Source organism: Dactylosporangium sp. NPDC000555 (assembly GCF_040300025.1).
Lineage (GTDB): Bacteria > Actinomycetota > Actinomycetes > Mycobacteriales > Micromonosporaceae > Dactylosporangium.
In genome coordinates, this window is the sequence record NZ_JBEPDB010000046.1 from 19,744 (window position 1) to 42,335 (window position 22,592).

The window sequence follows — 22,592 nt, forward strand, 5'->3', positions numbered from 1 at the left end:
GCCGCCGCCCTTGAACGCTCGCCCGGCGCGGGAAGAAATGCGGCGGGCTAAGGGAGGGCGCGCGAGGTCGACCGCACGCTGTGCGGTCGCCAGGGGAAAGTGTACGCGCCGGGCCCGGGCGACATCGAATGCCCCCGGTGTCGGGTTGTTTGTGCCGATCTGTCCGGACTTCCCCGTTGTCTCGCGCCGGGGATGTATTCGTCTTTGTCCGGCTTCTCGGGGTTCGTTCCGACCCTATGGCCTCGTCGCGCAACCGGGTGATTCGGCGACCCACCCGGCGCCCGGCTGTTTCGACAACCCGGTCGCCGCCCCGGACCGGGCCGGGCGGAGGCCCAGCCCGGTGTCCGTCTTCGGCATTCCCGGCGGTTCGGTCTCGCTGTTTCGGCTCAGCTAGGAGGCGGCCAGGCCGGCGGCGACGAAGAGCAGGAGCGCGACCGGCAGGTACACCAGCGGCGTCCGTAGCCACGCCCGCGCCCCCGGCGCCGCCGCGGCCGCCCCGCCGATCAGCCCGTACAGCCCGAGCGCGAACATCGGCAGCGCGGGAATCATGAAGATGCCGGAAAGGGTCGCCCCCGCCAGGATCTCCTTGGCCGTCATCGCGCTGATGAACAGCCGCAGGATCGGCACCTCGAACAGGATCGTGAGCACGACCAGCACGACCGCCAGCCCCGGCCGCTTGCTCCGGTACACCGCGCCGGCCGGCTCCGCCCCCTGACCGTACTGTTGCGGCGCCGGAATGGCCGCGGTCAGCGTCGTGGGCGCGACGAACGCGCTCGGTGGCGCCCCGGTCGGCCCGCTGGAGACGGGTGCGCCCGACACCGGCCCGCCAGACACCGGCCCGGTCGCGCCCGGGCCCAGCGCCCCCGGCCCCCCGGCCTGCTGCGACGTCATCCCCTGACCCGGGATGCCCTGACCCGCAATGCCGCCCGGGATTCCCTGCGACGGCAGGCCCGGGATCGGCGCGCCCGAGCTCGACAGCCCGGACAATCCTGCGCCGGACGATCCGGCGTCGGACGGTCCCAGGCCGGACGACCCCAGGCCTGGCGATCCCAGGGCCGGCGATCCCAGGGCCGGCGATCCCAGGGCCGGCGATCCCGCGCCGGACGGACCGCCGCCGGACACCGGCCGCTGCAGCGCGCTGCGATCGATCGCCTCCGACCGCCGCGAGCGACCGCCGAACTCACCGGACAGATCACCCGTGTCGACGGACCTACCGGCCGGCGCCGGTGCGCTGAACTGCCCGCTCGGGCTGTCGCCGTAGCTCAGCGGGTCGGCGCCGTACCCGCGACCACCGCCCCGGGGGTCGGGAACCCGATACCCGTCGTCGTACTCCCGCTCCTCCGCGTACCGCGTCGGCGTGTACCCGCGGCCCTCACGCTCGTCGCCGTACCCGCGATCGGCGTCCTCGCGTCCACGCGGGTCGCGAGGGCGGTCGTCCCAGTCCCTGTCATCGCGGCCCCGGTCGTCGCGGCCCCGGTCGTCGCGCATCCGGTCGTCACGGCGGTCGTCGTAGCCGCGGTCGTCGTATCCACGGTCGTCCGGGTACCAGCGCGAATCCGCATCCGGCTCCGGGAAGTTCCGGCGTCCATCCACGGTCCGTCACGGTAAGCCCTCGGGTTGATCCTCGCCACCCGGCGAAGGCGCCTGTAATCCGCGTCGCTGCCCGGCAACGGTCCCCCTGGCCTGTGTCACCGGCCGGTTCGCCTCGGATTTCCCTGCTTGCCGGCCAACCTCGACCTGCGCCGTGTGCGGCCGATACGTCCCGGCGGTCAGGCCGCGGGAAAGCTCCACCGCCCGCCCGTACCAGGGCTCGGGGACCTGTCGATGCAGCGCCCGCCACAGGTGACGCGGCACACGTGGTCGTCGGCGGCTCCCATCCGCCCAGTTCGCGCGGGCGGGCGGCGCGTCGCGAGCCCCGGCGCGGGCGGGCCGCATACTCAGGAGGTGACTGACGCCCCTCGTGATCCGCTCGTCGCCCGCATGCGCCCGTTCGGCACCACCATCTTCGCGGAGATGTCGGCGTTGGCCGTGCGCACCGGCTCCGTCAACCTCGGGCAGGGCTTCCCGGACACCGACGGTCCCGCCGCCATGCTCGAAGCGGCCGCCGCGGCGATCCACGGCGGGCTCAACCAGTACCCGCCGGGCCCCGGCATCCCCAAGCTGCGTGCCGCGATCTCCGCTCATCAGAAGGCGTTCTGGGGCCTGGACTACGACCCCGACGGCGAGATCCTGGTGACCGCCGGCGCGACCGAGGCGATCGCCGCGAGCATCCTCGCGCTGTGCGAGCCGGGCGACGAGGTCGTCTGCTTCGAGCCCTACTACGACTCCTACGCCGCGTCGATCGCGCTCGCCGGAGCGGTCCGCCGCCCGGTGACGCTGCGGGTCGACGACGGCCACTACACCTTCGACCCGGCCGAGCTGCGCGCCGCGTTCGGCCCCCGGACCAGGCTGGTTCTGCTCAACTCCCCGCACAACCCGACCGGCAAGGTCTTCACCGCCGCCGAGCTCGCCCAGATCGCCACGCTCTGCGCGGAGTACGACGTGATCGCCGTCACCGACGAGGTGTACGAGCATCTGGTGTTCAGCGACGCGGCCGCCCCGCACCTGCCGCTCGCCGGGCTGCCGGACATGCGGGAGCGCACGCTGCAGATCTCCTCTGCCGGCAAGACGTTCTCGTGCACCGGCTGGAAGATCGGCTGGGTGTGCGGTCCCCGGCCGCTGGTGTCCGCCGTGACGCGGGTCAAGCAGTTCCTCACGTACGTCAACGCCGGGCCGTTGCAGCCCGCCGTCGCTGTGGCGCTGGACTCGCCGCCGTCGTACTACCAGGAGTTCCGCGACGACCTGCAGCGCAAGCGTGACCGCCTGTGCAAGGGCCTGGCGGAGGCCGGGTTCGCGGTACTGCGGCCGGAGGGCACGTACTTCGTGACCGCCGACATCACCCCGCTGGGCGGCACCGACGGCATCGAGTTCTGCCTGTCGCTGCCGGAGCGCTGCGGTGTCGTCGCGGTACCGACACAGGTCTTCTACGACGACGCGGCGGCGGGCCGGCGGCTCGTGCGGTTCGCGTTCTGCAAGCGCGACGAGATCCTCGACGAGGCGGTCGCCCGGCTGCAGCGGCTCTGACGGTCTCACCAGTCCTCTTTCTCCTCGCCGATCGCGGCCCGCGGCTGGCTGCTCAGCCGGTACCCCTCCGGGCTGGACACCACGAAGCCGAGCTCCTCCAGCAGCGGCAGGTTGCGCCGGGCGTCGCGCCCGCTGACCCCGGCCACGGCGGCGATCCGCTCCGCCGACGTGGCCCGTCGCGGCCGCACCGCGTCGAGGATGCGCGCCTGCAGCGGTTCCAGGACGTCCTCGGGCCGCCCCGCGCCCTGGATCGGCTCCGCGAGCTCGCCGACGCTGCCGACCTCCTCGATGATCTCCTCGACCCGGGTGACCAGGACCGTGCCCGGCTGCCGCAGCTCGATGTGGCAGCCGACCGACATCGCCGAGTTGATCGGTCCGGGCACCACCATCGCGGAGCGGTGCAGCAGCCGTGCGTACCCGAGCGTGCTACGCGCCCCGCTGCGCGATGCGGCCTCGACCACCACGGTTCCCTTGGTCGCGGCCGCGATCACCCGGTTGCGGGTCAGGAACCGGGTCTTGTGCGGCTGAGTGCCGGGCGGCCACTCGGTGAGCAGCAGCCCCTCGGCGCCGATCTGTTCGAGCACCGCTGCGTTGGCCGCCGGGTACGCACGGTCGATGCCGCACGCGAGCACCGCCACCGTCTGCCCTCCGGTGGCCAGCGCGCCGCGGTGCGCGGTCACGTCGACGCCGAGCGCCCCTCCGGACACCACCGTCCACCCGCGCTCCGCGAGCCCGAAGCCGAACTCGGAGGCGACGTATCCGCCGTACCCCGTGATCGCCCTCGCCCCGACCACCGCCACGGACCGTTCGAGCGACTCCGCCAGCCGAAGCGGCCCGCGCAGCCAGACGCACATCGGCGGGTCCGTGTCCCGCCGCAGCATGTTGCCCTCGCGGCTGGCCCGCACCAGCTCGTCGAGCGCACCCGGCCACTCCTCATCGGCGGCGGTGACGATCCGCGCGCCGAGCCGCTCGGCCAGCTCGCCCATCTGTGCGGCGAGCCGCTCCCCCGGGTTCGCCGAGCCGTCGATACCCAACGCGCGCAACCGGGCCTGCACGGCCCCGGCGAGCCCGGCCGTGATGTTGTACCCACCGACCACCCTGGCCAGCGCCTCCTGCGCGCCGACGGAGCGGACCAGCAGGCCGAGCTCACGGCTGCCGGGCTCGACCAGCATGCCGAGCGCCATTCTCGCGGTCCGTTCGTCGCTCATCTCGTCGCTCATCCAAGGCTCGCGGCTCACCGGACGGTCCTCGATCGCAGCTCGAGGGCCTCACGGACGTCGCCGGCCTCGGGCCGCTCCCGCCCGTCGAGATCCGCGATCGTCCAGGCGACCCGTACGGCCCGGTCGAATCCGCGAGCGGACAGGCGGCCGCGATCCATGGCCTCCGTGAGCGGCCTCACCACGGGTTTCGGCAGGCGGAAGCGGTGATGCCGCAGCATCGATCCGGGCACCTCGCCGTTGGAGCCGACATGCGGTGCCCAGCGCGCGATCGCCGCGTCGCGGGCCGCCCGCACCCGGCCGGCGACGACCGCCGTGGGCTCGACGGCCTCGGCGTTGATCAGTGCGGCCGAGCGCACGGGGTCCAGGTCCACCTGCAGGTCGACCCGATCCATCAGCGGGCCGGACAGCCGCGCCTGATAGCGCCGGCGCACCATCGACGGGCATTCGCACGTCTGTTGCCCTCCCGGTTTCGCGCACGGGCACGGGTTGGCGGCGAGCACGAGCTGGGCGCGGGCCGGATACACGGTCTCGCCATAGGCGCGCCGGAGCCTCACCTCGCCTTCTTCGAGCGGCTGTCGCAGTGCCTCGAGCGCGCCGTTGGCGAACTCGGCACATTCGTCCAAGAAGAGCACACCGTTGTGGGCCAGGCTGATCGCGCCGGGCTTGGCCAGCCCGCTGCCACCGCCGACGAGGGCGGCGACCGAGGCCGTATGGTGCGGCGCCTGCAGTGGCGCCCGGCGGATGAGCGTGCTGCCGGGCGAGAGGGTGCCCGCGACCGAGTGCAGCGCCGTCGCCTCGATCGCCTCGTGGTCGTTCAGCGGCGGCAGCACGCCGGGCAACCGCTCGGCGAGCATGGTTTTGCCGGCGCCCGGGGGACCGAACATCGCGACGTGGTGGCGGCCGGCGGCGGCGAGCTCGATGACGCGCCGGCCGCGCTCCTGGCCGAGAACGTCGGCGAGGTCCAGGGGTGCGGCCTCGGGCGACGGTGGCTTCACGGCCGGGTCGAGCAGGTGCTCCGATCCGTACAGGTACCCGATGATCCTGCCGAGGCAGTCGGCGGCGCGGACCTCGATGTCGGGCACCAGGCGCGCCTCGGTGACGTTCGCCAGCGGTACGACCGCGAAGCCGACGCCGGCACGGCTGGCGGCCAGGACCGCCGGGAGGATGCCGCGGACCGGGCGCACGGTGCCGTCCAGGCCGAGCTCGCCGAGGACGACCGCGTCGGCGAGGCGGCCGATCGGCAGGTCAGACCCGGCGGCGAGGACGGCGATGGCGACCGCGGCGTCGAAGCCGGAGCCGTGTTTGCGCACGTGCGCGGGCAGAAGGTTGACGGTGATGCGCTGCTGCGGCCAGTACGCACCGGAGTTGTGCACGGCAGCCCGGACGCGGTCGCGGGCCTCGCTGAGCGCGGCGTCCGGCAGGCCGGACACGACGAGGCTCGGCAGGCCCGGTGCGACGTCAGCCTCGACGACGATCACCTCGCCGACGACGCCGTGCAGCGCGACGGAGCGGACCATGGCGTATCCCATCAGAACGCCCCGCGCAGGTGCTGGACCGCCACGGACCGGCCCACGAGCACGCTGACCACGTCGAAGCGGAGCCGTTCGCCCCGCGCGTGGTTGGCCGCCAGCCACATCAGGGCGAGTGCGCGCAGGCGGCGCACCTTGGCCGGCACGATCGCCTCGGCGGGCCGGCCGTAGCGGGTGCCGCGGCGGGTCTTGACCTCCACGAACACCAGGTCGGCACCGTCCCGGGCGACCACGTCGAGCTCACCCGACCGGCTGCGCCAGTTGCGATCGAGCAGCACGAGCCCCTGTGACACGAGGTATCGGCAGGCGACGCGTTCGCCGAAGCCGCCGAGGAGCTGGTTGTGGTTCGTCATGCGGGCGACTGTGGCGGATCGGGGCGATCAATGCGGCGCGTTGAAGATCAACATGTGGACAACGAGGTGCTTGTGAATAAATTCGGACAGGTTATTTGATTTTGGTATGTGGCCGGATCGCGACGCAGGTCGGGCTGGGTGGGGCCACTACCGGGCCGGATTCAAAAAATTTTGCGCCAGTGCTGGTGGACGAGGTCCTGGCCGTACGCCGGTTTGCGTTCCTCGCTGTCGAGGACGAACCCGGCGCGCTGGTACAGCCGTCGCGCGTCGGCGAGGACGTCGTGCGTGAACAGGACCATCTCGCGGTAGCCGGCGCGCCGGGCGAACCGGAGGCACTCGTCGACCAGCCGACCGCCGACGCCCAGGCCGCGTGCCTTCGGCTCGACGAGCAGCAGCCGGAGCTTCGCCGTCGCCTCGGCAGCGCGGCCGTCTCGGACTTCCCGACCGTCTCGGACCTCTCGGCCGTCTCGGACTTCCCGACCGTCTCGGACCTCTCGGCCGTCTCGGACGCAGAAGATCGATCCGACAGGCCCGCCGTCGATCTCGGCGATCCAGCCGCGGTCCCAGCGGGGGTCGTGCGACTCGGCATAGTCGGCGACGATGCGCGCGACCATCGCCTCGAACCGCTCGTTCCAGCCGTATTCCGCGGCGTAGAGCGCGCCGTGACGCTGCACGACCCAGCCGAGGTCACCCGGGCCGGGCGGGCGCAGCACGACCGTCCGCGCGGACGCGGAGCCGCCACCGAGGATCGACTCGATGGCATCCATGGCACCCACCAGCCGTCGCCGGTCCGCCTCCGTCGCGGTCGCCAACAGCGCGGCCGCCTGCGCGTCCGAGCGCTCGTCGAGCTCGCCCTGCGCGGCCCGGCCGGCGTCGGTGAGCCTGATGCGCTGCTTGCGCGCGTCCGCGTCCGAGCGCTCGCGCACTACCAGGCCGTCGTTCTCGAAACGGCCGAGGATGCGGCTCAGATAACCCGCGTCCATATCCAGCCCCTGCCGCAGGTCGGCGACCTCCAGCGCGGGCGCGGGCGCGGCGGCCAGCTCGTACAGGACGCGGGCCTCGGCGAGGGAGTACGGCGAGTCGAGCAGCCCGGCCCGCAGAACGCCGATCAGGTTCGTGTAGAAGCGGTTGAACCGCCTCACCGCCGCCACCGTCTGGATAGTCATAGTTGACATCGTCATTAGATCTATTGACTCTGTCAACGATCTCCCGGAAAGCCGGGCGACGTGGCGTCGTAACTACCGGGAAACGCGGCATCGTCAGGCTTGCCCCCATGTCGCTACGTCACGTGATCGTCGAACTTCCCGATCGGCCCGGCTCCCTCGGCCAGGTGACAACGCTCCTCGGGCGCCTCGGCGTCGACATCCGGCAGATGCGGGTGCTGAGCCGCGACGGCGCGGTGGCGACGGACGAATTCCTGATCAGCGTGCCGGGCTCGGTGATCGACCGGACGCTGCCGGAGCTTCTCGAAGAAATTCAAGGAGTTCGTGTACTCGCGAGCGTGCTGACTGGTACCGATAGCGGGATAGCGGACGCTATCGTGGCGCTATGACCGCTCCTGCCGACAAGCTCGTGGAGCTGCTCGAGTCCCTCCCTCCCGCCGACCGTCAAGAGATCACCGTCTGGTTGCTCAACCGCACCGTCCCCGCCGGACCGGGGGCGCTTCTCGCCGGCGCCGCGCTGCGCGACCGCAACCTGATCGGCGCACCCGACCTGCGCCCCGAGAGCAGCCACGGCGCGCTCGGCGGCTCGCTACCGGTGGGCGAGGAGAGCCAGCTGGTGACGTTCCGCCTGCCGGCCGAGCGGCACGCCGAGCTGCGCGCCTGGTGCGCCGAACACGGCTTCACGATGGCCGCCGTGGTGCGCGGGCTGATCGAACGGTTCCTCGAAGAGCAGCAGCGCAGGTGAAACCGCGCAAGGCAGCCACGACAGGACCCGTGGCCGGAACCGCCGAGCTGCACGAGCGGCTCCCCCTGGCGATGCGGGAGGCCGTCGACGACTTCGCGCGGCACCTCGCGGCCGAGCGGAACCGGTCGGTGCACACGGTGCGGGCATACGTCGGCGACGTCGTTTCGCTGCTGGACCATGCCGCGGCCGCGGGCGCGGAGGCCCCCGCCGCGCTGACGCTCTCGGTGCTGCGCGGATGGCTCGCGCGCAGGCGCTCGGCCGGGGATGCCCGCACGAGCCTGGCCAGGCATGCGGCGGCCGCGCGGACGTTCACCGAATGGGCGAAGCGGGAGGGTCTCGCCGACGGGGACCCCGGGCAGCGGCTGGCCAGCCCGAAGGCCCACCGTGACCTGCCGACCGTGCTCCGTGCGGATCAGGCCGAGACACTGGTGACGTCCCCTTCCGGGCGCGCGGACGCGCTGGGGCTGCGCGACCGGGCGGTGTTGGAGCTGCTGTACGGCACCGGGATCCGGGTCAGCGAGCTGTGCGGCCTCGACCTCGGCGACGTGGACCGGATGCGCCGCGTCGTGCGGGTCGTCGGCAAGGGCGACAAGGAGCGCTCGGTGCCCTACGGGCTGCCGGCCGACCAGGCCCTGACCGAATGGCTGCGGCACGGCCGGCCGGCACTGGAGGCGGCGCGGAGCGGCCAGGCGCTGCTGCTGGGCGCCCGCGGCGGACGGTTGCAGGCCGGGGCGGCGCGGCGGATCGTCGACGGGCATGCCCGGGCCTCCGGCCTGCCGCCCACCTCGCCGCACGACCTGCGTCATTCCGCCGCCACGCACCTGCTGGAGGGCGGCGCCGACCTGCGCTCGGTGCAGGAGATGCTCGGCCACGCGTCGCTGTCGAGCACGCAGATCTACACCCACGTGTCGATCGAGCGGCTGCGGAGCGCGTACGAGCAGGCGCATCCCCGTGCGTAGACACCCAAGCCGGCGCGTCCGCACGCGGCGGCGGCCAGACCCGGCCCGCGTCCGCGCCGGCGTGCCAAGGCCCCGACGGTGCGGTCCGGGCGATGCGGTCCCGGAGCGTGCCTTCCTCGTCGAGCGGGACAAGCCCGTCGGCGAGGGCACCGGTCTCGGCCTGGACATCAGCTACCTGAACATCAGCTACACGGTCCGGGGCGAGCGCGGTAGCGCGGGTGTGGCCGCGCGCCGCGGGTCGTGCGGGGCCAAGCGGGCGCGGTCGCGCCGGTTGGAGCCCTAAGATCGTGGATGTGTCCGCACCCGAGCCGCTTCCGGGCGCGCGGCTGCTCTTCTCGCACGATGCAGCCGTCGCGCATCTGAACCACGGGGCGTTCGGCATGGTGCCGATCACCGTCCAGCGCGCGCAGCAGCGGCTCCGCGAGGAGATGGACGCCAACCCGCACCGGTTCTTCGCCGTCGGGCTCGAGGAGCGTATCGCGCACGTACGGCGGCACCTGGCCGCGTTCGTGGGGGCCGATCCGGAGGGGACGGCGCTGGTCAGCAACGCCAGCACGGGCACGTCGATCGCGCTCGGAAGCCTCTGCCTCGGCACCGAGGACGAGATCGTGACGACCGATCACGGCTATGGCGCGGTGGATCTCGCCGTGGCGGCGACCTGCCGGCGGACCGGGGCGGTCCATCGGGTCGCGCGGGTGCCGCTCGCAGCGGACGACGCGACGGTGACCGCGGCCGTGCTCGACGCGACCACCGCGCGGACGCGCCTGGTGATCGTCGACCACGTCACCGCCACGACCGCGCGGGTGTTCCCGGTGCGGGGCATCGTCGAGGCGGTGCGGGCGCGCTGGGGCGACCGGGTGGCGGTCCACGTCGACGCCGCGCACGTGCCGGGCATGCTCGATCCGGCGGTGGGCGAGCTCGGCGCGGATTTCTGGGTCGGGAACCTGCACAAGTGGGCGTACACGCCACGGGGTACCGCGCTGCTGACCGTCGCGCCCGCGTGGCGGGACCGGATCCGGCCGCTGGTGCTGTCGTGGTCGGCCGAGGCGGGCTTCCCGGAGAGTCTGGAGTGGCTCGGCTCGTACGACTACACGTCGTGGCTCGCGGCGCCGACGGGGCTGTTCGTGTTGCGCTCGCTCGGCATCGAGGCGGTGCGGCGGCACAACTCGGCGCTTGCCGAGTACGGGCAGCGCGTGATCGCGGAGGCGCTCGATGCCGAGGTGCCGGCCGCTACCGGGCTGCCGATGACGCTGATCCCGCTGCCTGCGGGCGTGGCGGTCGACCAGGCGGGCGCGACCGCGCTGCGCCGGCGGATCTCGGACGAGCTCGCGGCCGAGGTCGGGCTCGCCGCCTGGCGCGGGCGCGCATACCTGCGGTTGTCGGGCCAGGTGTACAACCGGCCCGAGGACTACCAGCGGCTCGCCGAGGGCCTTCCGAAGCTGCTGGACCGCCGGTAGCCCACGCGCGGACGCGGCGCGCGCCAGGACGAGCAGTACGCGGACGCGCTGAAGTGGAACCGTGCCGCCCGCGGCACCAGGAACAACGCGCCGGGCCGGCGAGCTACGTCAGGGGAAGCAGACGGACGCGGGCGCGGTGCAACAGGGTGAGCGGATCGGAGTACACCCCCTCATCCGAACGCACCCCCCAGTGCAGGCAGGCCGCGACCGGGCAGCCCGGATGGCCCGGTCTCAGCGTGCCCAGTTGCGTCCCCGGGGACACGGCCTGGCCCTCCACCACGGTGGGGACGACCGGTTCATACGTGGTGCGGAACCCGCCCGGGTGTCTGACACTCACCACCGGCCGCCCGCCGACGGTCCCGGCGAAGATCACCGTGCCGGGGCCGGCGCTGCGCACGATCTGCCCCGGGGCGCCGGCCAGGTCCACACCACGGTGACCGGCGGCGTACCGGTCCGAGGGCGGCTCGAAGCCCCTGGTGACCGTCACGGGGCCGTCCAGCGGCGCCTGGTACCCCTCGGCCGGTGGCTCGTGGACAACCGGCGTCTCGCGAGAGGCCGGCGGTGAGGCGAGCGCGGAGCCTACGGCCGCCACGACGGCGCCGGCGGCTGCGATGACGGTAGCGGCGGTGGCCAGGATCCCGAGACGAACGAGAGTCTTCAACATGGCGGGCAGCGTTGCGGAAACGGGCGTTCGCGGCAAACGCGATCATGGCTATCCTGTGGACAAAGCACCGCTTGTGGATAACCCGCGCGAGCCAGCGAAGTGTGCTAGAGGCGCCAGACAGATCCGGAGGAAACGGGCATGAACGCATTGAAGGCAGTGCTCGTCGTCGTGGGGCTGATCGTGGTCGGCATGCTCGCGTGGTGGCTGCTCAAGCTGGTGGTCAGCCTGGTGCTGTACCTGATCGTCGGCGCGCTCGTCGTGGGCGCGTGCTGGTACGCGTACAACCGCTATGGCAGGCCGACACGGACCCGGCGCTGGTAGAAAATTTCTCCCCCGGGTCCCCGCGGCGGCGGGGCGTCAGCCGCCGAAGCCGTTGTCCGGCAGCGAGATGTCGGGCTTCTCGAGCTCCTCGACGTTGACGTCCTTGAACGTCATCACCCGGACATTCTTCACGAACCGGGCAGGACGGTACATGTCCCAGACCCATGCGTCGTGCATCTCGACCTCGAAGTAGACCTCGCCGTCGGAGTTGCGCACGTGCAGGTCGACCTGGTTGGCCAGGTAGAACCGGCGCTCGGTCTCCACCACGTAGGAGAACTGACGGACGATGTCGCGGTACTCCCGGTAGAGCTGGAGCTCCATCTCGGTTTCGTACTTCTCGAGATCTTCGGCGCTCATCGCGGTCCGCCTTCCATAGCCACATTGTCGCCCACTTGCGCCGGAACCCGTACGGCCTCGCCGGGCGCCACGCCGACGTTACCGCGCCTTTGCCCCGGCCGCCCCACCGCCGCCACGTTCGCGTAGGAGAAACGGTGCTCGGGGCACGGCCCGTGTGCGGCGAGCGCGGCGCCGTGGTCCGGCGTCGAATAGCCTTTGTGCTCGTCGAAGCCATATTCGGGGTACGACACGTGCAGTTTTCGCATGATCCGATCTCGCGTGACCTTTGCCACGACACTCGCCGCCGCGACGCACGCGGCGACCTGGTCGCCCTTCCACACGGCGAGGCCGGGAATGCCGATGCCGTCGACCTTGAACCCGTCGGTGAGCGCGTAGTCGGGCCGCACGGGCAGGCCCGCGAGGGCGCGGCGCATGCCTGCGAGGTTGCATACGTGCAGGCCGCGGCGGTCGATGTCGCCGGGCGGGATGACCACGGCGTTCCACGCCTCCGCGCGCCTGACCACCTGCTCGTAGATGCGCTCCCGCGCGGTCGCGGTGAGCAGTTTGGAGTCGTTGAGCTCCTCGATCTCGCCGCGACGGCCCGGCGGCAGGATGACGGCGGCGACCACGAGCGGCCCCGCGCAGGCCCCACGGCCCGCCTCGTCGGCGCCGGCCACCCGGGTGAATCCACGCCGCTGCAGGGCCCGTTCGAGGGCCCACAGGCCCGCTGCGCGGTGCACGACGGTGCGCGGGGGCGCGAGCATGCTCAGCCCACCTCCCGCAGCAGATCGGCGAGGTCCGACGGGTAGAAGCGCTCCGACGTCGCGTCAAGCTCGCCGGCGGCCCACCAGCGGGTGGCGTCGACGCTGTCGACCTCGTAATCGGCGAGGTTGGTCAGGTCGACGGTGAACGCGTCCGCGCGCACGACGAAGAACGACTGCTGCTGCGAGTACCAGCGGCCGTCGAACGGGAACTCGACCTGGTCGGTGCGGACGGGGCCGACGAGGTCGGCGGGGGTGATGCGCAGCCCGGTCTCCTCGTAGACCTCGCGCACGGCCGTCTCGATGAGCGACTCGTCCGCCTCCACGCCGCCGCCGACGGTGAACCAGTAGCGGTGCTCGGGTCGCGCCGGATCGCATCCGCGCAGCAGCAGCACGCGTCCGGACGGGTCCAGCAGCAGCACTCGGGCCGCCCGGCGGTCGATGTCTGCCGCAGCCTCCGTCATACCGACGAGACTACGGCGTTGTCACCTGGTAGCCGGATCCGGCACCTTGTCGAAGCTGTCCGGGACGCTGAGCCATTTCGCTCGCGAGAAGGGCCAGAAGACCACGAAGGCGCGTCCGATGACGTCACCCTCGGCGATCGTCGCCTGGTTCGGGTCCTTCGTGCGGATGAAGTTGTACCGCGAGTCGCCCGACCGCGACCGGTGGTCTCCCATCACCCAGAGGCGGCCCTTGGGGACGGTGACGTCGAACTGCTCCTCGCTGGGCAGGTCCTGCAGCCCGTCCTCGTTGGCGTAGATGTACGGCTCGGTCAGCGCCGTGCCGTTGATCGTGATCCGCTGCTTGTCGTCGCAGCACACGATGTGATCGCCACCGACGGCGATGACCCGCTTGATGAAGTCCTCTTCGGACGGGTCGTTGCGCCACGAGTCGGGCGCCTGGAACACGATGACCTCGCCACGGTGGGGAGACCGGAAGTCGTACACGAGCTTGTTGACGAGCACGCGGTCCTTGATCAGCAGCGTGTTCTCCATCGATTCGGACGGGATGTAGAACGTCTGCAGGACGAAGGCCCGCACCACCACGGCGACGATGATCGCCACGCCCAGCAACACCGGCAGTTCGCGCCAGAACGTACTGGGCTTCTTGGTCTGCTCGTCAATCACGCCTGAAGGGTACGTGCTCGTCATTATCGGTGGCGCCTCAACCGCTCCTGACGCGCCGAACGGGTCGAAAGCGCCAAGGACACCGCAATCGGGGCAATCACCATGTCCGGGACGGGCGGGATGGCGGGCGCAGGCGTGATTCGCGGGCTCGGAGGCCCCATGGCCGTAGGTTTCGGCACGTTCTTGAACGTGTCGGGCATCGTTATCCAGCTCCACCGGCTGCTGGGCCACAGGACGACGAACGCACGGCCGATCACGTTGGCGATCGGGACCTGGCCCTGGCAGCGCGAGTCCTGCGACACGCCGCGATGGTCGCCCATCACGAACATCTGGCCGGCCTGCACCTTCACGGGTCCGAACCGGCGCGACGTGCACTGCTTCGGGTTGGGCGGGGCGTCCAGCGGCGAGTCCTCGTACAGGTACGCCGACTCATCGAGCGGATAACCGTTGACCGTCACCCTGCCGTCCGCGTCGCAGCACGCCACGGTGTCTCCGGGCAGGCCGATCACCCGTTTGATGAAGTCCTTCTCATTGGGTTGGGAAACACCCACAAGGTCGCCGACGGTACGGCCGAGCTCCGCGAAGAAGCCGGCGCCCTTGGCGACCTGGTTCTCCGGCGCCCATGTGTCGGGGCCGGTGAAGACGACGACCTCGCCCCGCTCGGGCTCGCGCACGTCGTAGAGGACCTTGTTGACCAGCACCCGGTCGCCGACGAGGAGGGTCTCCTCCATCGAGCCCGACGGGATGTAGAACGCCTGCACCAGGAAGGTGCGAATGAGCACGGCGAGGCAGAACGCGACGATCAACAGCAGCGGCAGCTCCTGCCACAGCGGCATGTTCTTGCGCTTGCGGCGGGCCTTGCTGCGCCACGAGGTCGCCGAGTCGTCGTCGTGGCCGCCGCGTGCCCGGGAGCGCGACCCCGACCCCGTGGAGCGCTCGCCGCGGTCATGGCTTCGGTCGTCCCGCTCGCCACGATCCCGGCGGTCGCCGCGCCCGGGCTCGCCATAGCCGTTGGCGTCCTCGAACGCGCGGTCGCGCACGATCGGCGGCTCGTCGTCCCAGCGGCCGCGGCGCGAACCGTACGGGTCGTCCCAGGCCCGGCTGCCACGGTTCCAGTCGCCGCGGTCGTGGTCGTCGCGCTGGTGCTCACCCCGGCGGGGCGTGACGTCGCGGCGCCCATGGGCGTCGCCGTGCGTCCAGCCACCGTCGTAGGCGCGTTGCTCCTCCGAGGCGTCCGGGCGACCCGTGGTGGTCCAATAGTCGTGGCCCGGGTAGCTGACGTTGCCGAAGGGGTGTTGCTGCTGCTGCCCATGCTCCTCGCCCGCCCGGTCCGGATGGCGGTTACGTGGGTGTGGGTCATCGGCGCGATCGTCGTGACCATCGCGTCCGTAGGGGTCGCTTGCCATCGGCGTCAGCCTAAAGGCACAAGACCACTTTGGGGAGCCCTGCTCCTCTTGACCGAAAGACCCGATCCCGAACGCGTATCAGGGAGGGAACGCGCGGCGCCCCTCCCTGACGACGATCCAGCGAAACGCGCGGTCAGCTGCTGACCCGAGTCTCGCGCTTCTCCTTGATCTTGGCCTTCTTGCCCCGGAGATCGCGCAGGTAGTACAGCTTGGCGCGGCGCACGTCGCCGCGCGTCACGACCTCGATCTTGTCGACGGCCGGGCTGTTGACCGGGTAGGTGCGCTCGACGCCGACGCCGAAGCTCACCTTGCGAACCGAGAAGGTCTCCCGCAGGCCGGCGCCCTGGCGACGGATCACGACGCCCTGGAAGACCTGGACCCGGGACCGGTTGCCCTCGACGACCCGGGCGTGCACCTTGATGGTGTCGCCAGCGCGGAAGCTCGGGATATCGGTCCGCTGCGACTGTGCGTCCAGCGCGTCCAGCGTGTTCATCGCGGCTGTTCCTCGTCACTCAAGGCACGCCCGATTTCCGCGGCGCGCGAGGGTTAGATGATCATTGGTGCGGGCGCATCAGCCCGCAGCAACCTCACCACTTTGCCACATCGACGCGCCGAACCTGAAATCAGGCCCCTTGATCGGTACCGCGGGCCCGCCGCTCCAGTGCCTCGATGAGGTCTGGACGCCGCTCCGCGGTGCGCTGCAGCGCCCGCTCGCGCCGCCACCGGGCGATACGTCCGTGGTCACCGGAGCGCAGGATCTCCGGTACGTCCAGGCCGCGCCAGCTGGGCGGCTTCGTGTACATCGGGGCCTCGAGAACGCCGTCGGCGTGTGACTCGTCCACGAGCGAGTCGGCGTTGCCCAGCACACCGGGCAGCAACCGGGTGATCGCCTCCAGCACCACGAGGACCGCGACCTCGCCGCCGAAGAGCACGTAGTCACCCAGGGAGATCTCGCTCACCCGCATCCGGGTCGCGGCGTGATCGAAGACCCGCTGGTCGATGCCCTCATAGCGGCCGCAGGCGAACAGCAGGTGCTCCTCCGCGGCCAGGGCGCGCGCGGTCGCCTGGGTGAACGGCGCTCCGGCCGGGCTGGGGACGATCAGGTGCGTGTCCGGGCCGGCCAGCTCGTCGAGAGCCTGGCCCCACGGCTCGGGGCGCATGACCATGCCGGGGCCGCCGCCATAGGGGGTGTCGTCGACGGTGCGGTGCACGTCGTGGGTCCACCGGCGCAGGTCGTGGACGGCCAGCCGCAGGGTTCCGTTCGCGCGGGCCTTGCCGATGAGCGACAGGTCCAGCGGCGCGAGGTACTCGGGGAAGATCGTGACGACGTCGACCCTCATAGGTCGAACAGGCCTTCCGGCGGGGTGATCACGATGCGGCGCCCGGGCACGTCGACCTCGGGCACGATCTCGCGCACGAACGGCACCAGGCCGGTGCGCCCGTCCTCGAGCCGCACTACCAGCAGGTCGTGCGCGGGCACGTGGTCGATGCGCAGCAGCTCGCCGACCCGCTCCCCCGCGGCATCGACGACGTCGAGGCCGATGAGCTCGTAGTCGTTGAACTCGTCGGGGTCCTCGCTGGCCGGGATCGTGGCGCTGTCCACGCACAACAGGACGCCGCGCAGGTCCTCGGCGAGGTTCCGATCGTAAATACCCTCGAAGACCACCAGGAGGCGGCCCTGATGCGGGCGTACCGACTCGATGGTGAGCACCGGCGGAGGCTGCCAGGCGCCGGGAGGGACGATCTGCGGACGCCGCACCGCCGTCGAGTCGGTCTGGAGGACCGACCCGACGGCGAAACGCTCTGCCGGCGCATCCGTGCGCACGTCCACGAGGACTTCGCCCCGGACGCCGTGCGCGCGGATCACCTGGCCGACGACGAGCAGCATGCGTTCAGTACGCGTCGACGATCTCGACGCGCACTCCGCGCCCGCCGATCGACGTGATGACCTGCCGCAGCGCCTTGGCCGTGCGGCCACCGCGCCCGATCACCGTGCCGAGATCCTCCGGGTTGACCCGGATCTCCAGCCGCTGACCGCGACGTGAGTCGACCATGCGGACGCGGACGTCGTCGGGGTTGTCGACGATGCCCTTGACCAGGTGCTCGAGCGCTGGGCGCAACACGTCAGGCCTCCGCGCCGGCGCCGGCACCGGACTGCTCCTCCGCCTGTGCGGCCGGAGCCTCGGCCTCGGCCTTCTTCTTCGGTTCGGCGGTCTTCTTCGCCTTCGGTGCGGCGGCCAGGCCGGCGGCGGCCTGGGCCTCGGCCTCGTACGTCGCGCGGCGGTCGGGGGCCGCAGCGGCCACCTTCAGCGGCTCGGCCGGCGCGGGCAGACCCTTGAACTTCTGCCAGTCGCCGGTCTTCGACAGGATTGCCCGCACGGCCTCGCTCGGCTGCGCGCCGACGGAGAGCCAGTGCTGGACGCGGTCGGAGTTGACCTCGATGCGCGAGGGCTCCTCCTTCGGGTGGTACAGCCCGACGAATTCGATCGCCCGGCCGTCGCGCTTGGTGCGCGAGTCGGCGACGACGATGCGGTACTGCGGGTTGCGGATCTTGCCCATCCGCAGGAGCCGGATCTTGACGGCCACTTGGTTGCTCGCTCCTGGATCTGTTGGAAGCCGAGCGACCGCCCGGACACCGTGGGGATGGTGCCGTCGGCTGCTCTGTTGGACTGGCGTAACGCCGGGTTAGAGGGCTCGGACGCACACCGGATACCAGCAGACCATTCTGCCAGACCCGCTATCGCGGGCAAAAACGGGCCCCGGTCCTGGCGGCCGTCCGCCTCGTTCCCGATCAGCGAGTTGGCTCCGCGCCGTTCTCTGGGCTCCTGCGCCGCGCTCGCCTCCATGTCGCGGCCGCGCTGCCTCCGCGCCCGCGCCAGGCGCGCCACTCAGCGCAGCGGCGGGCGGTCCCAGCCCGGCTCGAGGCCTGGGATCTTCCACTCCGGCGGCGGCATGAAGTCCGTCCACGTGCCGTCGAACGGGAACCCGCCGGCCTCGATCTCCTTGATGACGCGGAGGCCCTCCTCGCGTACCGCCGCCTCGTCCGCGACCCAGTAGTGCTCCGGAATCGCGAGGCGCTCGAGGAACTCCTCCTCGTCCTTCCACTGCCAGCTGCGGTCGGGCGCGACGAGGACGTCGAGGTCCTCGTCGGTCACGTCGACCCCGGACGCGCCGCCCGGGTCGCTCCAGCGGATCGCCGGGCGTTCGAGGTTGACGTACCACCCCGTGAAGACGTCGGCGTCGTCGCGGAACCACCACACTGAGTGCGCGGGGTCACCGGGCCGGTGCAGCTTCAGCACCCCGGGCCCGTTCCAGGTGCCGTGCTTGAGCCCGGTGCCGAGCGTGACGTACTCGGCGAACGGCATCGTGCGCATCCCTCGCCCGTCGCCGGAGACCTCGTTCACCACCGGCGTGTGCCGGGTGATCCAGATCAGCAGTCCGCGCTCGTCGTCGGACACCACGCGGGCGGGGCGCACCCAGCCGATCCGCCCCCGCCGCACGTTGCGATGCATGATCACCTGGCCGGGCGTGAAGACGACGCTCAACCGCGCTCCCTCGGCCGGTCCCAGCCCTCGGTCACAGGCTCCGGGACGGTCCACCCGGCCGGCGGCCGGAAGTCGGTCCACGTGCCGTCGAACGGCCACGCCCCGGCCTCGATAGCGGGCACGACCTCGCGGCCCTGCGCCCACACGGCCTCGGGGTCATCGACCCAGTACGCGCCCGGGTACGCGAGGCGCTCCTCGAGCTCGTCCGCGTCCTTCCAGTCCCAGCGGCGGTCGGGCCAGACCCAGATGTCGAGGTCCTGGTCCGTCAGGTCGATGCCGGCGACCGCGCCGTCGTCCCAGGTGACACCCGGCTCCTCGAGATTCACGTACCACGCGCGGAAGCCGCCCTGCGGGTCGAAGAGCCACCACACGGAGAACGCGGCCCCGAGCGGATGAAACTTCAGCGTGCTCGGCCCGCGGTACACATCCTGGATGATCTTCTTCGGCGCCTCGATCCACTCGCCGAAGGGCATGTCACGCGGCCCGAGGCCGTCCTCGCTCACCTGACGGATGAGCGGGCTGCCGGTCGCGAGCCACAGCCGCGTGCCCCGCTCGTCGTCGGAGACCACCCGGGTCAGCGGAGCCCAGACCAGCATGTCATGGGTGAAGTGCCGGTGCAGGACCGGTCTTCCGGGACGCAGCGGCACACCGGAGATTGTACGGCTCCGCGCCCGCGCCCGGTGCCCGCCGCGCGCCCCCAATCGCCGCGCGGGCGCCGCACCGACGCGGACATCACCTCCGGCGCTTCCGGGCCTCCGGCAACGCCGCCGCGGACGCGGGCGGAGATCAGCGGATCACGCGGCCGCGCAGGACGATGCGGCGCGGGCGGAGGAGGGTGGTGAGGTCGTGGCGGGGGTCCTCGGCGTACACGACCAGGTCCGCCAGGCCGCCCTCGACCAGGCCGGGGAAGCCGAGCCACTCCCGGGCGCCCCAGGACCCGGAGCGCAGCACAGCCTCGGCGGACAGGCCGGCCTCGCGGTGCAGCAGGAGCATCTCCTCGGCGGCCAGGCCGTGGTTGATGCCGCCCCCGGCGTCGCTGCCGACGTAGATGGGTACGCCCGCCTCGTGCGCGGCGCGGACCACGGACGGAAAGCGGTCGCGCAGGGCGAGCATGTGGCCGGCGTACGCCGGGAACTTGTCCCGCGCCTGCGCCGCGATACTGCCGAACGTCGCAATGTTGATCATCGTCGGGACGAGGGCGGTGCCGCGGCGGGCCATCTCGTCGATGTCGGCCTCCGCGAGGCCGGTGCCGTGCTCGACGGAGTCCACGCCGGCGCGGACCAGGGCGGACACCGAATCCTCGGCGAACACGTGGACCGCGACCCGGGCACCGGCGTCGTGCGCGGCCGCGACCGCGCCGGCCATCGCGGCGACGTCCCAGGCCGGCGCGAGGTCGCCGCTGTCGCGGTCGATCCAGTCACCGACGAGCTTGACCCAGCCGTTGCCGAGGGCGGCCTGGCGGGTGATCTCGCCGGTCAGGCCGGCCTCGCCGACCTCGACCCCGATGTCGCGCAGGTACCGCTTCGGCGGCGCCACGTGCCGCCCCGCCCGTGCCAGCCTCGGCACATCGGGGTCGTCGTCCAGCGACGGGTACGGGATCGGGGACCCCGCGTCTCGGATCGCCAGCACGCCCGCGTCGCGGTCCACGACGGCGAGCGACCGAGCGGCGTCGAGGTCGTCGGAGGGCCTGCCGCCGGACTGGATACCGATGTGGCAGTGGGCATCGACGAGACCGGGCAGGACGAACCCCTCGTCGGCGATGGTGAGGGCCCCGGCGACCGGCTCGAACGTCACCCGGTCACCCACCAGCCAGAGGTCGCGTCGCTCGCCGGAGGGCAGCAGCGTCCCTCGTACGTGCAGCGCCGGTCCGTACGCCGCTGACCTGGTGGCCACGGCCGACCCGGCCGGCGCGTCCCGGCCGGCGGACGAGGCCGAGCCGCCGGATCCGCCTGAGCCCTCGATCGCGACCGTGAACGCGCCCGGGGGCGCCTCGGGGTTCACGGTCACGGCCGGCGGTTCAGGCGTCCTTGTCACGCTTCTGCAGCTTCGAGAAGTCGAGCTTCGGCAGGCGGAAGCCGGGCGGCATGCCCGCCGCGTTCGGGTCCATCGCGGCCGGGTCGAGGCCGGGCGGGAGCTGGGGCAGGCCGCCTCCGAACCGGGGCTGACGCATGCCGCCGCTGTTGCCGCCCTTCGTGCCCTTGCGCTTGTTCTTCGGCGACTTGGTGGCCTTGCGGCGGCCACCGGGCAGGCCCATCATGCCGCCCATCTGCTTCATCATCTTCTGCGCGTCGGCGAAGCGGGTCAGCAGCTGGTTGACGTCGGTGACCGAGACGCCGGAGCCGTTGGCGATGCGTACCCGGCGGGAGGCGTTGAGGATCTTCGGGTTGGCGCGCTCCTTCGGGGTCATTGAGCGGATGATCGCGGTGACCCGGTCGAAGTGCTTGTCGTCGATCTCGGCCAGCTGGTCCTTCATCTGGTTCATGCCCGGCATCATGGCCAGCACGTTGGCGATCGGGCCCATGCGGCGCACGGCCTGCAACTGCTCGAGGAAGTCCTCGAGGGTGAACTCCTGGCCGCCCATGAGCTTGGCGGCCATCCGCTCCTTCTCGTCGTCGGCGAACGCTTGCTCGGCATGCTCGATAAGTGTGAGCACGTCGCCCATGCCGAGGATGCGCGAGGCCATCCGGTCGGGGTGGAAGACGTCGAAGTCCTCGAGCTTCTCGCCCGTGGAGGCGAACATGATCGGCTGACCGGTGACGTGGCGCACGGACAGCGCGGCGCCACCGCGCGCGTCGCCGTCGAGCTTGGACAGCACGACGCCGGAGATGCCCACGCCGTCACGGAAGGCCTCGGCGGTGCTGACCGCGTCCTGACCCACCATGGCGTCGATGACGAACAGGACCTCGTCCGGGTCGACGGCGTCACGGATGTCGGCGGCCTGCTTCATCATCTCGGCGTCGATACCGAGGCGGCCGGCCGTGTCGACGATGACGATGTCGCGCATCTGGCGCTTCGCGTGTTCGATCGAGTCGCGGGCGACCTGGACAGGGTTGCCGACACCGTTGCCGGGCTCGGGTGCGTACACCTCAACGCCCGCGCGGCCACCGAGGACCTGCAGCTGGTTGACGGCGTTGGGCCGCTGAAGGTCGGCGGCGACGAGCAGCGGCTGGTGGCCCTGTCCCTTGAGCCACCGGGCGAGCTTGCCGGCGAGCGTGGTCTTGCCGGAACCCTGCAGACCGGCAAGCATGATCACGGTCGGCGGGTTCTTGGCGAACTGCAGCCGGCGCGCCTCGCCACCGAGCGTCGCCACGAGCTCTTCATGGACGATCTTGATGACCTGCTGGGCCGGGTTGAGCGCCTGTGACACCTCCGCGCCCCGCGCCCGCTCCTTGAGCCGGGCGATGAACGCCTTGACCACGGGCAGCGCGACGTCGGCCTCGAGCAACGCGAGCCGGATCTCCCGTGCGGTGGCGTCGACGTCGGCGTCTGTGAGCCGCCCCTTGCTTCGCAGCTTCGAGAAGATGCCGGAAAGCCGGTCACTCAGGGTGTCAAACACGACGCATCCGTCCTCGGGTGTAGGAGTCCCTTGAAGGGTACGCGACCGCGGACAGCGCGTCGCGGCCCGCAGTTCCGCGCGCCCGCGCGTGGACGCCGGCGCGGCGCCCGCGACCTGTACGTTCTCCGCGCCCGCGCCACCGCCTGGCCCGGCGAGGCGACGCCCCGCCATCGTGCGATGAAATTGCGCGAATACGGCAAAGAGGCTTTCACCCCGCCGGCGAGCCTCGAGACGCCACACCGGCGCAGCCCGTGACGCACGTGCGGAGGCGCGGACTCGGAGGTGAAGACGGACGCCCGTGGTCGCGGGAACGCCGCGTAGGCGCGG

General features: G+C 71.8%; 26 protein-coding genes. 6 read left to right on the forward strand and 20 right to left on the reverse strand.

The features are described 5' to 3' along the window. Positions 1–390: 390 nt before the first annotated feature. The gene (locus ABT297_RS25255) at positions 391–1,593 is read right to left on the reverse strand and encodes a hypothetical protein (RefSeq protein ID WP_350553877.1); all 1,203 of its coding nucleotides are present in this window, start codon (positions 1,591–1,593) and stop codon (positions 391–393) included. 351 nt (positions 1,594–1,944) lie between these two features. On the opposite strand from ABT297_RS25255, the gene ABT297_RS25260 reads away from it, so the two are divergent. Continuing rightward, positions 1,945–3,123 (forward strand): pyridoxal phosphate-dependent aminotransferase, encoded by a 1,179-nt coding sequence (locus ABT297_RS25260; RefSeq protein WP_350553879.1) that lies wholly within the window; start codon positions 1,945–1,947, stop codon positions 3,121–3,123. A 5-nt stretch (positions 3,124–3,128) separates the two neighbouring features. On the opposite strand, the gene dprA is transcribed toward ABT297_RS25260, so the two are convergent. The 4 genes from dprA to ABT297_RS25280 all read right to left on the reverse strand — a co-directional run bounded on the left by dprA (position 3,129) and on the right by ABT297_RS25280 (position 7,391). After that, on the reverse strand, positions 3,129–4,361 hold the full coding sequence (gene dprA, locus ABT297_RS25265) for a DNA-processing protein DprA (RefSeq protein WP_350553881.1): 1,233 nt from the start codon (positions 4,359–4,361) through the stop codon (positions 3,129–3,131). Next, on the reverse strand, positions 4,358–5,872 hold the full coding sequence (locus tag ABT297_RS25270; RefSeq protein ID WP_350553883.1) for a YifB family Mg chelatase-like AAA ATPase: 1,515 nt from the start codon (positions 5,870–5,872) through the stop codon (positions 4,358–4,360). The genes dprA and ABT297_RS25270 overlap by 4 nt, the downstream gene beginning before the upstream one ends. Next, the gene (locus tag ABT297_RS25275) at positions 5,872–6,225 is read right to left on the reverse strand and encodes a YraN family protein (protein ID WP_350553885.1); all 354 of its coding nucleotides are present in this window, start codon (positions 6,223–6,225) and stop codon (positions 5,872–5,874) included. The genes ABT297_RS25270 and ABT297_RS25275 overlap by 1 nt, the downstream gene beginning before the upstream one ends. A gap of 161 nt (positions 6,226–6,386) precedes the next feature. Beyond that, entirely contained in the window at positions 6,387–7,391 is a 1,005-nt protein-coding gene (locus ABT297_RS25280; protein ID WP_350553887.1) for a bifunctional helix-turn-helix transcriptional regulator/GNAT family N-acetyltransferase, read from the reverse strand. 122 nt (positions 7,392–7,513) lie between these two features. Between ABT297_RS25280 and ABT297_RS25285 the strand changes: the two genes are divergently transcribed. The 4 genes from ABT297_RS25285 (at position 7,514) to ABT297_RS25300 (ending at position 10,549) form a co-directional block, all read left to right on the forward strand. Further along, complete coding sequence (locus ABT297_RS25285) at positions 7,514–7,777, forward strand: ACT domain-containing protein (protein WP_350553889.1); 264 nt, start codon at positions 7,514–7,516, stop codon at positions 7,775–7,777. Beyond that, entirely contained in the window at positions 7,774–8,133 is a 360-nt protein-coding gene (locus tag ABT297_RS25290; protein WP_350553891.1) for a hypothetical protein, read from the forward strand. The genes ABT297_RS25285 and ABT297_RS25290 overlap by 4 nt, the downstream gene beginning before the upstream one ends. 71 nt (positions 8,134–8,204) lie before the next feature. After that, the gene (locus ABT297_RS25295) at positions 8,205–9,092 is read left to right on the forward strand and encodes a tyrosine recombinase XerC (protein WP_350553961.1); all 888 of its coding nucleotides are present in this window, start codon (positions 8,205–8,207) and stop codon (positions 9,090–9,092) included. A gap of 293 nt (positions 9,093–9,385) precedes the next feature. Then, positions 9,386–10,549: an aminotransferase class V-fold PLP-dependent enzyme gene (locus tag ABT297_RS25300; RefSeq protein WP_350553893.1), complete on the forward strand. Its 1,164-nt coding sequence runs from the start codon at positions 9,386–9,388 to the stop codon at positions 10,547–10,549. Between the two features lie 103 nt (positions 10,550–10,652). Here the strand turns inward: ABT297_RS25300 and ABT297_RS25305 are convergent, their stop codons facing one another. After that, a complete protein-coding gene (locus tag ABT297_RS25305) occupies positions 10,653–11,213 on the reverse strand; it encodes a M23 family metallopeptidase (protein WP_350553895.1) in 561 nt (186 codons plus the stop codon). Between the two features lie 138 nt (positions 11,214–11,351). On the opposite strand from ABT297_RS25305, the gene ABT297_RS25310 reads away from it, so the two are divergent. Continuing rightward, entirely contained in the window at positions 11,352–11,534 is a 183-nt protein-coding gene (locus tag ABT297_RS25310; RefSeq protein ID WP_350553897.1) for a hypothetical protein, read from the forward strand. Between the two features lie 36 nt (positions 11,535–11,570). Here ABT297_RS25310 and ABT297_RS25315 read toward each other — a convergent pair whose 3' ends face one another. The 14 genes from ABT297_RS25315 to ffh all read right to left on the reverse strand — a co-directional run bounded on the left by ABT297_RS25315 (position 11,571) and on the right by ffh (position 22,265). Further along, entirely contained in the window at positions 11,571–11,891 is a 321-nt protein-coding gene (locus ABT297_RS25315) for a DUF2469 domain-containing protein (RefSeq protein WP_033357832.1), read from the reverse strand. Further along, positions 11,888–12,634: a ribonuclease HII gene (locus ABT297_RS25320; protein WP_350553900.1), complete on the reverse strand. Its 747-nt coding sequence runs from the start codon at positions 12,632–12,634 to the stop codon at positions 11,888–11,890. Before ABT297_RS25320 ends, ABT297_RS25315 begins: the two co-directional genes overlap by 4 nt. Before the next feature lie 2 nt (positions 12,635–12,636). Beyond that, positions 12,637–13,095 carry an NUDIX hydrolase gene (locus tag ABT297_RS25325; RefSeq protein WP_350553902.1) on the reverse strand — a complete coding sequence of 153 codons (459 nt, stop codon included), beginning with the start codon at positions 13,093–13,095 and terminating at the stop codon, positions 12,637–12,639. Between the two features lie 21 nt (positions 13,096–13,116). Beyond that, positions 13,117–13,758 (reverse strand): signal peptidase I, encoded by a 642-nt coding sequence (gene lepB / locus ABT297_RS25330; protein WP_350553904.1) that lies wholly within the window; start codon positions 13,756–13,758, stop codon positions 13,117–13,119. A 23-nt stretch (positions 13,759–13,781) separates the two neighbouring features. Further along, positions 13,782–14,594, reverse strand: coding sequence for a signal peptidase I (gene lepB, locus ABT297_RS25335; protein WP_350553963.1), 813 nt, complete (start codon positions 14,592–14,594; stop codon positions 13,782–13,784). A 703-nt stretch (positions 14,595–15,297) separates the two neighbouring features. Continuing rightward, on the reverse strand, positions 15,298–15,657 hold the full coding sequence (rplS, locus tag ABT297_RS25340; protein ID WP_350553906.1) for a 50S ribosomal protein L19: 360 nt from the start codon (positions 15,655–15,657) through the stop codon (positions 15,298–15,300). 130 nt (positions 15,658–15,787) lie between these two features. Continuing rightward, positions 15,788–16,504 (reverse strand): tRNA (guanosine(37)-N1)-methyltransferase TrmD, encoded by a 717-nt coding sequence (gene trmD / locus ABT297_RS25345; RefSeq protein WP_350553908.1) that lies wholly within the window; start codon positions 16,502–16,504, stop codon positions 15,788–15,790. Beyond that, a complete protein-coding gene (rimM, locus tag ABT297_RS25350) occupies positions 16,501–17,049 on the reverse strand; it encodes a ribosome maturation factor RimM (protein ID WP_350553965.1) in 549 nt (182 codons plus the stop codon). Before rimM ends, trmD begins: the two co-directional genes overlap by 4 nt. A gap of 7 nt (positions 17,050–17,056) precedes the next feature. After that, complete coding sequence (locus ABT297_RS25355) at positions 17,057–17,314, reverse strand: RNA-binding protein (RefSeq protein ID WP_260727562.1); 258 nt, start codon at positions 17,312–17,314, stop codon at positions 17,057–17,059. Continuing rightward, on the reverse strand, positions 17,289–17,750 hold the full coding sequence (rpsP, locus tag ABT297_RS25360) for a 30S ribosomal protein S16 (RefSeq protein ID WP_350553910.1): 462 nt from the start codon (positions 17,748–17,750) through the stop codon (positions 17,289–17,291). The genes ABT297_RS25355 and rpsP overlap by 26 nt, the downstream gene beginning before the upstream one ends. A gap of 302 nt (positions 17,751–18,052) precedes the next feature. After that, the gene (locus tag ABT297_RS25365) at positions 18,053–18,676 is read right to left on the reverse strand and encodes a ribonuclease FAU-1 family protein (protein WP_350553967.1); all 624 of its coding nucleotides are present in this window, start codon (positions 18,674–18,676) and stop codon (positions 18,053–18,055) included. Positions 18,677–18,705: 29 nt separating this feature from the next. Beyond that, entirely contained in the window at positions 18,706–19,305 is a 600-nt protein-coding gene (locus tag ABT297_RS25370; protein ID WP_502885644.1) for a ribonuclease FAU-1 family protein, read from the reverse strand. A 190-nt stretch (positions 19,306–19,495) separates the two neighbouring features. Continuing rightward, positions 19,496–20,602: an amidohydrolase family protein gene (locus ABT297_RS25375; protein ID WP_350553969.1), complete on the reverse strand. Its 1,107-nt coding sequence runs from the start codon at positions 20,600–20,602 to the stop codon at positions 19,496–19,498. A 124-nt stretch (positions 20,603–20,726) separates the two neighbouring features. Continuing rightward, on the reverse strand, positions 20,727–22,265 hold the full coding sequence (gene ffh / locus ABT297_RS25380) for a signal recognition particle protein (protein ID WP_350553914.1): 1,539 nt from the start codon (positions 22,263–22,265) through the stop codon (positions 20,727–20,729). Positions 22,266–22,592 lie beyond the last annotated feature (327 nt).

Bases quoted from the DNA above. Each gene is read 5' to 3' on its own strand.
- ABT297_RS25310 (WP_350553897.1), top strand. From the start codon at position 11,352: ATGAACGCATTGAAGGCAGTGCTCGTCGTCGTGGGGCTGATCGTGGTC.
- ABT297_RS25320 (WP_350553900.1), bottom strand. From the start codon at position 12,634: ATGCTCGCGCCCCCGCGCACCGTCGTGCACCGCGCAGCGGGCCTGTGG.
- ABT297_RS25315 (WP_033357832.1), bottom strand. From the start codon at position 11,891: ATGAGCGCCGAAGATCTCGAGAAGTACGAAACCGAGATGGAGCTCCAG.
- ABT297_RS25270 (WP_350553883.1), bottom strand. From the start codon at position 5,872: ATGGGATACGCCATGGTCCGCTCCGTCGCGCTGCACGGCGTCGTCGGC.
- ABT297_RS25325 (WP_350553902.1), bottom strand. From the start codon at position 13,095: ATGACGGAGGCTGCGGCAGACATCGACCGCCGGGCGGCCCGAGTGCTG.
- ABT297_RS25295 (WP_350553961.1), top strand. From the start codon at position 8,205: ATGCGGGAGGCCGTCGACGACTTCGCGCGGCACCTCGCGGCCGAGCGG.
- ABT297_RS25280 (WP_350553887.1), bottom strand. From the start codon at position 7,391: ATGACTATCCAGACGGTGGCGGCGGTGAGGCGGTTCAACCGCTTCTAC.
- ABT297_RS25275 (WP_350553885.1), bottom strand. From the start codon at position 6,225: ATGACGAACCACAACCAGCTCCTCGGCGGCTTCGGCGAACGCGTCGCC.
- ABT297_RS25290 (WP_350553891.1), top strand. From the start codon at position 7,774: ATGACCGCTCCTGCCGACAAGCTCGTGGAGCTGCTCGAGTCCCTCCCT.
- ABT297_RS25305 (WP_350553895.1), bottom strand. From the start codon at position 11,213: ATGTTGAAGACTCTCGTTCGTCTCGGGATCCTGGCCACCGCCGCTACC.
- rplS (WP_350553906.1), bottom strand. From the start codon at position 15,657: ATGAACACGCTGGACGCGCTGGACGCACAGTCGCAGCGGACCGATATC.
- ABT297_RS25365 (WP_350553967.1), bottom strand. From the start codon at position 18,676: ATGCATCGCAACGTGCGGCGGGGGCGGATCGGCTGGGTGCGCCCCGCC.
- ABT297_RS25370 (WP_502885644.1), bottom strand. From the start codon at position 19,305: ATGCTGGTCTGGGCTCCGCTGACCCGGGTGGTCTCCGACGACGAGCGG.
- trmD (WP_350553908.1), bottom strand. From the start codon at position 16,504: ATGAGGGTCGACGTCGTCACGATCTTCCCCGAGTACCTCGCGCCGCTG.
- lepB (WP_350553963.1), bottom strand. From the start codon at position 14,594: ATGCCGCTGTGGCAGGAGCTGCCGCTGCTGTTGATCGTCGCGTTCTGC.